The sequence below is a fragment of the Rhizobium leguminosarum genome, assembly GCF_019798305.1.
Classification (GTDB): domain Bacteria; phylum Pseudomonadota; class Alphaproteobacteria; order Rhizobiales; family Rhizobiaceae; genus Rhizobium; species Rhizobium leguminosarum_U.
Genome location: NZ_JAAXDD010000037.1, coordinates 1 through 8882, shown reverse-complemented (window position 1 = coordinate 8882; position 8882 = coordinate 1). Strand labels below are relative to the sequence as shown.

Here is an 8882-nt window from a genome sequence, read left to right as displayed (position 1 = left end):
AATTGAAACATGGTTGCTCCCCGTAAACGGGGCGAAGGGACATGCCGCGCCCTCTCCGCTTCCACCTCGCTCTCGCAGGGCACGTCCCCTCGCCCCGTTTACGGGGAGAGGGTTAGGGTGAGGGGCAGCTTTATTGCTGTGAGGTCAGGCAGTTCATTCCCAAACCCCCAACGCCCACTTGCATAAAATGCATGGCAGGTTTGCCCAAAACGGTTTCGTCCTCCCCCATCTTTTCGCCATAGTGATACCGAAATTCCGTAAGCGGGGAGGAAGAGGCTCATGACTGTGCTGTTCGACGAACAAGGCGTGATCATCCGCGAACTGGGTGTCGCCGCCGATATCGACCCTGAGCGGGAGATCGAACGGCGAACTGCTTTCCTCAAGGATTATCTCGTCGCCTCGGGCATGCGCGGCTACGTCCTCGGCATCAGCGGAGGCGTCGATTCGCTGACGGCAGCGCTGCTGGCGCAGAAGGCGGTGCGCGAGCTGCGGGAAAGCGGCCATGCGGCCGAATTCATCGCCGTACGCCTTCCCTATGCTGTCCAGGCGGACGAGGCCGATGCGGTGAGGGCGCTGGAAACGATCGGCGCCGACCGTTCGATGGTGGTCAACATCAAGGCGCCGGCGGATGCGATGCTTGCCGCTGCGCTAAACGGCGGCCTCGCTTTTGCCGATGCCGGCCGCCAGGATTTCATCCTCGGCAATATCAAGGCGCGTCAGCGCATGATTGCCCAGTTCGCCCTGGCCGGGGCGCTTGGCAGCCTCGTGATCGGCACCGATCATGCGGCCGAGGCAGTCATGGGTTTCTTCACTAAGTTCGGCGATGGCGCGGCCGACATCCTGCCGCTCGCCGGCCTTAACAAGCGCCGCGTCCGCCTGCTGGCAAAGCGGCTCGGCGCCCCGGACGAGCTGGTGTTCAAGGTGCCCACAGCCGATCTCGAGGACCAGCGGCCGCTGCGCCCCGACGAGGAGGCCTATGGCGTCAGCTATGACGAGATCGACGATTTCCTCGAAGGCAAGCCGGTCGGCGAGATCGCCCGCCGCCGCATCCTCGCCGCCTATCGTGCGACCGCCCACAAGCGCGCCTTGCCGGTGGCTGTCAGCGCCCTCTGACGGTCGCCCAAGCGCGGGATGTGTGCGGGCGCGACCGGGTTTATGGCCTGACCGGCTCGCCCGTCCGTCCTGACGAAGCGAGATAGGCATGCGGCGCAAAATAGACGCCGCCGGCATCGAAGGCTTCGAGCTCTTCGGCCTGCAGCGCCTCGCGCACCTTCGGCCGTGCCGCAACACGCGCCATGAAGCCGTGCAGCGCCGGCCATTGCTTGAGATCGATCTCGGTCCAGGGCGACCAGTTCAGGCAGACGAAGAGATAGGCATCCGCCACCGTGAAGGTCTCGCCGGTGAGATAAGGTCCGGCAAGGCGGCCGTTCAGCCAGGTGAGCCGCTTCGATATCAGCGCGCGGACCTCCCCATGAACGCTGGAATAAATCGGATTGAAGAGCAGCACCATTGGCTTGTGCAGCTCGGCGGTGATGAAGTTGAGATAGGATTGCACCTCGTTGCGGCGGATGTTGCCGACCTCAGGCAAAAGGGCTGCCCCTTCGGGCACGCTGTCGGCGAGGAACTGCACGATCGCCGGCCCCTCGGTCAGCACCTTGCCGTCGTCGAGCATCAGCGCCGGCACATAGCCGTTGCCGTTGATCGCGAGATAATCCTCGCCGGTGCTCGTCCTGTGGGTCTGACGGTCGACCCGGACGAGCTCGATATCGAGGCCGAGCTCTCGGCAGATGATGTGCGGCGAAAGCGAGCAGGCGGCTGCGTGCATATAAAGTTTCATTGCGGTTTCCTCTCCTTGTGGAGGCGGTCGATGCCGCCGGCCGACAGTGTTGAACATCTGTACTGTTTCGCATAAAATGACTCTCGTCAAGAATTTAATGCGAAACGGTACAAATATGAAAGACCAGAAGAAGCGCGGCCGCCCGAGGGCCTTCGACGCCAAGGCGGCGCTCGGCAAGGCGCGGGATGTCTTCTGGGATAAGGGCTTTGCCGCCGCCTCCCTCGACAATCTGAGCGCTGCCACCAACCTCAACCGCCCGAGCCTCTATGGCGCCTTCGGCGACAAGGAGGCTCTTTATCTCGATACGCTGGAGGGCTATCGGCAAGACGGCATGGATGCGCTCGCGGAAGCGCTCGACCCGTCACTGCCGCTTCGCGACAATATCGCCCGCGTCTATGCCGGTGCGCTGGCGATCTATCTGCACGGCGAAACCGCCGCCCGCGGCTGTCTCCTGGTCGGCACGGCGAGCGCCGAAGCCGTCGAGCATGAGCGCGTCCGCGAGGTGCTCGGCCGCAGCCTCAACGATTTCGACGACGAGATCGAAAAGCGCATGCGCCTTGCCGTGGAACGCGGTGAGCTTGCCGAGGGCGCCGATCCGCAGATGCTTGCAAGGCTTGCCTCCGCAGTCATGCATTCGCTCGCCGTTCGCGCCCGCGCCGGTGACAGCCGCGAGACGCTGGAAGCGATTGCCCGGTCGGGCGTCGAGCTGATCTGCGGGAGCGCCCTTTAGCCGGATGTCTCCCGATCCCTCGGCCGCACGATCCAGGCATAGGCCGCACCGGCGAGAAGCAGCACGGAGGTGCCGAGGAACACTGCCCGCATGCCGATATGCCCGCCGACAAAACCGCCAAGGATAGGGCCGGCCACCTGGCCGACATATTGCGACGAGATGGAAAGCCCGAGAATGCTGCCGGCCGCACTATCAGGCACGCTGTGGCGGATGACTGCGGCGATGCAGGGCAACAGCCCGCCGAGTGCCACGCCCATAAGGAAGCGCAGGATGATCAGCTGCCAGGCGCTGGTGACGAAGGCCTGCGGGATCAGCAGCAGCCCGGCGACGGCGAGCGCGCCTGCAATCACCGGCCAATGGCCGACCCTGTCGGCGAGCTTGCCGAGCCATGATGCCGACAGAATGCTGCCGAGCGCGGCCGCCGACATGACGACGCCCGATATCATCGTCACCTGGGATTCGACGGGCACGAGCTGCGCGACATAGACAGTGATGATCGGCTCGATCGACATATTGGCAAACATCAAGAGCATACCGGTCGCCAGCATGGCGATGACCGGCCGCTTGTCGGCAATGGATTTCCATCCGCCGCTGGCCTTGGCCGCCATTTTGCGGGCCGGCGATTTCTCCTCCTTGATCAGGAAGGCCGTGGCGAGGAAGGCGAGGAAGATCATGCCGCCGGCGGCGAGGAACGTGCCGCGGATGCCGATGATCGGCGGCAACGCCCCGCCGATCAGCGGCCCGACGAGATTGCCGGCCATGATGCCGGAGGAGAGCACGCCGAGCGCCCAGGCCGAGCGATCCTTCGGCGTCTGCGTCGCCACCAGCACCATCGAGCCGGAGGCATAACCGCCGGCAAGCCCGACGAAGAGGCGCAGCGCCACCAGCTGCCAGACATTGCCGGCCATGCCCATCAGCGAGATCGCCACCGTCATGCCGAGGCTGGCGCGCACCAGCATCAGCTTGCGGCCGTAAATATCGCCGAGCCGGCCCCAGAGCGGCGCGACGAGAGCCGCGGCGAAGAAGGTGGCGCCATAGGCGATGCCCGACCATTGCACGATGTCAGCGTGGTCGCTGACGCCGAGTTCCTCGACGTAAAGCGGCAGGAAGGGAAGCAGCAGCGTCATCGCCACGATCGTCGTGAAGGAGCCGATCAGCGAGATGGTAAGATTGCGCTTCCAGTAGATCGAGCCCGGCCTGGCGCTGGCGGCGTCCAATTGCGTATCGGTCATTCTCTCGGCCTCGGCATTGATCTACAGCGCCGCGCGTCTTTTAAGGCGCGCAAAGGACGCTGTAACACTTTGAAATTTTTCCTTAAATCGGTTCAGATTTGAGGAAATATGCGGCAAGCGCGGGTTCCGCCGCGCCTGCTGAAATAATGTGCCCTTTGCCGCGGCGAGGAGATCGGCGCGGATGAAACTGTCCTGAAGATCGAGCTTTTCGAGGTCGAGCGCATAGGCCGTAGCGGTGCATGCGCTCGCCGTTCCAGGGCGGGCACGCGCTGGTATAACCGCCCTATGGCCCATCCTTCAAGATGGCGCTTTTGCATCGCTGACCTGTCTTTGGAAATGAGAGCCGAAATCTGGACCCTCTCCGGCAAAAGTGCTAGAACAGGACCGATTGCATCATGCAATCGGTTAATCCAAGGACATTGCCATGAGCGACATGCGCACATCCCGAGAACAGACCGTCCGTCATCTCTACGCCGCCTATCTCGACGACCGCAAGGATATCGTCGGCGCCATGTTGACGGAGGATTTCACCTTCTCCAGTCCGCGCGATGACCACATCGACCGCGCGACTTATTTCGAGCGCTGCTGGCCGAAGGAGCCGGTCTTCCGCGGCTTTTACATCGAATTCCTGGCGATCGACGGCGACGAGGCGGTCGTCCGCTACCGTGCCGAAAAACGCGATGGCGGCAGCTTCCGCAACATCGAGAGCCTTCGCTTCCGCGGCGACAAGATCGCCTCCGTGGATGTTTATTTCGGCCGGAATCTGTAACCCTGCAGCGCCGCGCGTCTTTTCAGACGCGCAAAGGACGCTGTAGCACTATGCGCTAGCGAGGCGGTCTTTACAGGAGCCGCATTGCCGAAGTGCCGATGATGATCATTGACACCGCCACCATCAGCGGCTGCACCGGCAGCCGTTTCACGAGGATCGCGCCGAAGGGGGCGGCAATGACGCCGCCGATGATCAGGCCGATCGCCGAATCGAGTTCCGACCAGCCGAGCGTCAGGATGAAGGTCAGGGAAATCGTCAGCGTCACGGCGAATTCGGTGAAATTGGTCGAGCCGATCACCCGCTTCAGGTCGTGGCCGCGGCTGACGAGTGAACTGGTGACGATCGGCCCCCAGCCGCCGCCGCCGATTGCATCCAGCACGCCGCCGCAAAGCCCGACCGGCGGCACCATCCAGTCGCGAACGTCCCGCTTAGGCGGCGGCCGAAAGGCCTTGTAGAGGATCACCAGCCCGATCGCGATCAGATAGGCCGACACGAAGGGCTCGATCGCCTTGCCGTCGATATTGGCAAGCAGATAGGCCCCGATCGCGCCGCCGATCATGCCGGCCGGTGCGAGCCGCGCCACCAGGCGCCAGTCGACGTTGCGATGATAGGCATGCGAGATGCCCGAGGCGGCGGTGGTGAACACTTCCGCCACATGCGTCATGGCGCTGGCATTGGCTGCCGGCACCCCGAAGGCGAGAAGACTCGTCGTCGACAGCACGCCGAAGGCCATGCCGAGCGCGCCGTCGATGATCTGCGCGCAGAAACCCACGACGATGAAGACGAAGAAATCCGATGTCATGCAGTCCCTCAGACGAACGGTAGCATTACAGCGCCGCACGTCTTCAGACGCGCAAAGGACGCTGTAACACGTTGAATTGCCGAATAATTCCTTAAATCGATTCCGGTTCAAGGAATTATGCGGCAGAACCCGCGACGCGGGGAAAAAATTTCCGGTCTCAGCCGGCAAGTCCGCGCTGCTTCAGCCGGATGATCTTGAAGAAGCCGTTCGGAAAGACCGGCAGGATATCGGCAGCGGCAAAATCACCGCGGCGCTCGGCCCAGGCGACGATGCGGTGAATGCGGAAGGCGGAGGACCAGCCGATGTGACGCACCAGCGGCGCCACCGCCGTCTCGATCGCGCCCTGCAGACCGGCGCCGTCGCCAAGCTTGCTGGCGAGGATGATCTCGCCGCCCGGCCTCAGCACCCTGGCGCATTCGTCCAGCGCCCGTTCGGGTTCGGGAATGAGTGTGATAACGAAGGGCAGGCAGACCGCATCGAAAGACCGGTCGGCAAAGGTGAGCGCATGCGCATCCATCACCTCCAGCGCCTGCACATGTTGCAGCTTCTCACGTTTCGCCTTTTCGCGCGCCCGCGCGATCATGTGTTCGGAAATGTCGATGCCGGTCACCCGGCAGCGGCGCGGGTAGTGGCCGAGCGTCAGGCCGGTGCCGACGCCGATCTCCAGGATGTCGGTGCCGGCCGCAGCGGCGAGGGCTGCAAGCTTGCGGTGACCATCGCGCAGGATGCCGCGATAGACCCGGTCATAGACCGGTGCCCAGCGCTGATAGATTTTTTGCTGATCTTCCGCCCTGCTGCGAAGCTCTGACATGCCGGCACCTCCCTAAAGCCCAGGCTTTCAACTCCTGAGCGTAGGCTTCGGTTCCCCAAAAATGTGACGCAAGGCACAAACCAGCATGGTGAGTAACCACAGCGGCCTATTTTGCCGGCATGAGACCAAGCGTCTTCGCGTCCAGCTCGCTGCCGATCTCGACGGTTTTCTTTTGCTTGTCGTAGACGCAGATCTGGGCAATCAGCCCCGTGGCGCCCTTCGGCTTGCCTGTCACCAGGGCAAGCCCGTAATGCGAGCTGCCGAAGGGATCAACGGTAGCGCTGGGCTTTTCGATCGCGACCGCTGCCTTCTTGCAGTTGGCCTCGATGTCGGCGGCGAGCTGCTTCCAGGCGTCATCGGAGGAGGCATGCGTCGCACCCGCCAGGCAAAGCAGCGCGGCGGCAGTGAGAGGCTGGATTATATTCCTGTTCATATCGGGTCTCCGTTGATCTCCATAACAGGCAAAGTGGTTTTCGGGGCCGGTATTCCCATTGATTTGCCCAGGCGATTTCTACGCGCGACTCCAACCCTGCAACTGAGGCAAATTTTCCTCCGGCCGGTCGTTTTTTGATAATTCGCCGGTTGCCTCTCCCCCTTTGCCCTCCTATGTTCCGCCTCACCTGCCGAGACGCAATCTATTGCCAAGAGGAGATCTGACATGGCTTTCGAATTGCCTGAACTTCCCTATGACTACGAAGCGCTTGCTCCCTTCATGTCGAAGGAAACGCTGGAGTTCCACCACGACAAGCACCACAAGGCCTATGTCGACAACGGCAACAAGCTCGCCGCCGAAGCCGGTCTTTCGGACCTCTCGCTCGAAGACGTCGTCAAGAAGTCCTTCGGCACCAATGCCGGCCTCTTCAACAACGCGGCCCAGCACTACAACCACATCCATTTCTGGAAGTGGATGAAGAAGGGCGGCGGCGGCAACAAGCTGCCGGGCAAGCTCGAAGCGGCCTTTACGTCCGATCTCGGCGGCTACGACAAGTTCAAGGCCGACTTCGCCAATGCCGGCGCCACCCAGTTCGGCTCCGGCTGGGCCTGGGTTTCCGTCAAGAACGGCAAGCTCGAAATCTCCAAGACCCCGAACGGCGAAAACCCGCTCGTTCACGGCGCCACCCCGATCCTCGGCGTCGACGTCTGGGAACACTCCTACTACATCGACTATCGCAACGCCCGCCCGAAGTACCTCGAGGCCTTCGTCGACAGCCTGATCAACTGGGACTACGTCCTGGAACGCTACGAAGCAGCCACGAAGTAAGCGGTACCAGACTCGCCGCCATGGCGGCAATGGCGTCAGCCTGTTTGAATTTGACACCCGGCGCCCCCAAAGCGCCGGGTGTTTTGTTTTCACGCGAGGCTGTCACATGCCTGTCATCGGCCGCTCTTAGTCACGCCCCATGTCTTCTTCTGTTTCTCCCCTGTTCCGCTTCGGCATCATCGCCGACCCGCAATATGCGGCCATCGCACCCCACTTGGCGATGGACCGCTATTACGCCAACAGCCTCGCCAAGGTCGCCGCGGCGATCGAGGTCTTCAACGGCTGGGAATTGAGCTTCGTGATGACGCTCGGCGATGTCATCGACCGGAGCTTTTCAAGCTTCGACGATATCCTGCCGGTCTATGAGAAGCTCAGGCACGAGGCGCTCTTCCTGCTCGGCAATCACGATTTCTCGGTCTCTGCAGGACACTTGTCCGAAGTCGCCGCGCGCCTCGGCATGCCGTCGCCCTATTACAGCTTTTCCCGCTACGGCTGGCGCTTTATCGTACTTGACGGCAACGAGGTCAGCATCTTCGCGCCGCCCGAAGGCCATCCTCATCGTGCGCTTGCCGCTGAGATGCTGGCGGAGCTGCAGGCCAAGGGTGCCAGGAACGCCCATCGCTGGAATGCAGCGCTGAGCGACGAACAATTCGCCTGGCTCGGCGGTGAAATCGCAAAAGCGGCCGAGGCCGGCGACAAGGTGATCGTCATGAATCACTATCCGGTGCATCCGCCCAGCGAGCACGGCATGTGGGACAGCGAGCGCATCGTCGCGCTGCTCGCCTCGCAAGCCAATGTCGTCGCCTATCTCAACGGTCACGACCACCTCGGCAACTACGGCTTGGCCGGCGCGTGTCACTTCGTCAATTTCAAGGGCGTGGTCGACACCGAGACGGAAAACGCCTTCGCGATCGTCGAGGTCCATGCCTCCAGCATCGAAATCCGCGGCTTCGGCCGGGAGGTGAGCCGCACGCTGGCTTTTTAGGTTGCGACAGGCGGCCGGTCATGTCGGGCTTGTCCTACGAAGCCCCACTTGCGGGAGAGGGGACGTGCCTTGCAAGAGGCGCGAGGAACGGAGAGGTCACCCCATATCCTCTTCTCCCCAGCGGGGAGAAGGTGCCGGCAGGCGGATGAGGGGGCCACACGGCACATCCTTCACGTTAAACCTATTCCGCCACGCCGACGGTAACGCCGTTCTCCCGCGTCCTGCGGTCGAAATCCGCATGGCGCTGTTGGAAAGACCGGCTTCGCCGGCCCCCTCATCCGCCCTACGGGCACCTTCTTGGATGACAAAAATGTAGGATACTAGCGCTTCCGGGCGGGTGGCCGCCCGCCCGGAAGCTGGTTGTCGGATCGTCACCTTCTCAGTCGTTTGGGACTGTGGGGAGCAGGATCGCAACCGGCTCTTCATCTGGCCCGTGTGGTTGCAGGAACCTTGGG

At 62.6% G+C, this 8882-nt stretch carries 10 protein-coding genes; 5 read left to right on the top strand and 5 right to left on the bottom strand.

Annotated elements, in window-relative coordinates; genetic code table 11:
• The first annotated feature begins 279 nt into the window (after positions 1–279).
• Positions 280–1113 carry an ammonia-dependent NAD(+) synthetase gene (nadE, locus tag HFO99_RS33120; protein ID WP_222365736.1) on the top strand — a complete coding sequence of 278 codons (834 nt, stop codon included), beginning with the start codon at positions 280–282 and terminating at the stop codon, positions 1111–1113.
• A gap of 40 nt (positions 1114–1153) precedes the next feature.
• On the opposite strand, the gene gstA is transcribed toward nadE, so the two are convergent.
• Positions 1154–1837: a glutathione transferase GstA gene (gene gstA / locus HFO99_RS33115; protein ID WP_222365735.1), complete on the bottom strand. Its 684-nt coding sequence runs from the start codon at positions 1835–1837 to the stop codon at positions 1154–1156.
• Positions 1838–1952: 115 nt separating this feature from the next.
• Between gstA and HFO99_RS33110 the strand changes: the two genes are divergently transcribed.
• Entirely contained in the window at positions 1953–2567 is a 615-nt protein-coding gene (locus HFO99_RS33110) for a TetR/AcrR family transcriptional regulator (RefSeq protein ID WP_222365734.1), read from the top strand.
• Here the strand turns inward: HFO99_RS33110 and HFO99_RS33105 are convergent.
• Positions 2564–3799, bottom strand: coding sequence for a multidrug efflux MFS transporter (locus HFO99_RS33105; RefSeq protein WP_222365733.1), 1236 nt, complete (start codon positions 3797–3799; stop codon positions 2564–2566). The genes HFO99_RS33110 and HFO99_RS33105 overlap by 4 nt on opposite strands.
• A 424-nt stretch (positions 3800–4223) precedes the next feature.
• Here HFO99_RS33105 and HFO99_RS33100 point away from each other — a divergent pair, with 424 nt between their 5' ends.
• Complete coding sequence (locus HFO99_RS33100) at positions 4224–4568, top strand: nuclear transport factor 2 family protein (protein ID WP_222332760.1); 345 nt, start codon at positions 4224–4226, stop codon at positions 4566–4568.
• A 70-nt stretch (positions 4569–4638) separates the two neighbouring features.
• Here HFO99_RS33100 and HFO99_RS33095 read toward each other — a convergent pair whose 3' ends face one another.
• The 3 genes from HFO99_RS33095 to HFO99_RS33085 form a co-directional block, all read right to left on the bottom strand.
• The gene (locus HFO99_RS33095) at positions 4639–5370 is read right to left on the bottom strand and encodes a sulfite exporter TauE/SafE family protein (protein ID WP_222365732.1); all 732 of its coding nucleotides are present in this window, start codon (positions 5368–5370) and stop codon (positions 4639–4641) included.
• A 157-nt stretch (positions 5371–5527) separates the two neighbouring features.
• Complete coding sequence (locus HFO99_RS33090; protein ID WP_222332762.1) at positions 5528–6181, bottom strand: class I SAM-dependent methyltransferase; 654 nt, start codon at positions 6179–6181, stop codon at positions 5528–5530.
• A gap of 106 nt (positions 6182–6287) precedes the next feature.
• The gene (locus HFO99_RS33085; RefSeq protein ID WP_222365731.1) at positions 6288–6614 is read right to left on the bottom strand and encodes a hypothetical protein; all 327 of its coding nucleotides are present in this window, start codon (positions 6612–6614) and stop codon (positions 6288–6290) included.
• Positions 6615–6839: 225 nt separating this feature from the next.
• Here HFO99_RS33085 and HFO99_RS33080 point away from each other — a divergent pair, with 225 nt between their 5' ends.
• Both HFO99_RS33080 and HFO99_RS33075 read left to right on the top strand, forming a co-directional pair.
• On the top strand, positions 6840–7442 hold the full coding sequence (locus HFO99_RS33080) for a superoxide dismutase (protein WP_113547066.1): 603 nt from the start codon (positions 6840–6842) through the stop codon (positions 7440–7442).
• Between the two features lie 139 nt (positions 7443–7581).
• Positions 7582–8427, top strand: coding sequence for a metallophosphoesterase (locus HFO99_RS33075; protein ID WP_222365730.1), 846 nt, complete (start codon positions 7582–7584; stop codon positions 8425–8427).
• The last annotated feature ends 455 nt before the right edge of the window (positions 8428–8882 follow it).

Coding starts and splice junctions, on each gene's coding strand:
- nadE (WP_222365736.1), top strand. CDS start 280: ATGACTGTGCTGTTCGACGAACAAGGCGTGATCATCCGCGAACTGGGT.
- gstA (WP_222365735.1), bottom strand. CDS start 1,837: ATGAAACTTTATATGCACGCAGCCGCCTGCTCGCTTTCGCCGCACATC.
- HFO99_RS33110 (WP_222365734.1), top strand. CDS start 1,953: ATGAAAGACCAGAAGAAGCGCGGCCGCCCGAGGGCCTTCGACGCCAAG.
- HFO99_RS33105 (WP_222365733.1), bottom strand. CDS start 3,799: ATGACCGATACGCAATTGGACGCCGCCAGCGCCAGGCCGGGCTCGATC.
- HFO99_RS33100 (WP_222332760.1), top strand. CDS start 4,224: ATGAGCGACATGCGCACATCCCGAGAACAGACCGTCCGTCATCTCTAC.
- HFO99_RS33095 (WP_222365732.1), bottom strand. CDS start 5,370: ATGACATCGGATTTCTTCGTCTTCATCGTCGTGGGTTTCTGCGCGCAG.
- HFO99_RS33090 (WP_222332762.1), bottom strand. CDS start 6,181: ATGTCAGAGCTTCGCAGCAGGGCGGAAGATCAGCAAAAAATCTATCAG.
- HFO99_RS33085 (WP_222365731.1), bottom strand. CDS start 6,614: ATGAACAGGAATATAATCCAGCCTCTCACTGCCGCCGCGCTGCTTTGC.
- HFO99_RS33080 (WP_113547066.1), top strand. CDS start 6,840: ATGGCTTTCGAATTGCCTGAACTTCCCTATGACTACGAAGCGCTTGCT.
- HFO99_RS33075 (WP_222365730.1), top strand. CDS start 7,582: ATGTCTTCTTCTGTTTCTCCCCTGTTCCGCTTCGGCATCATCGCCGAC.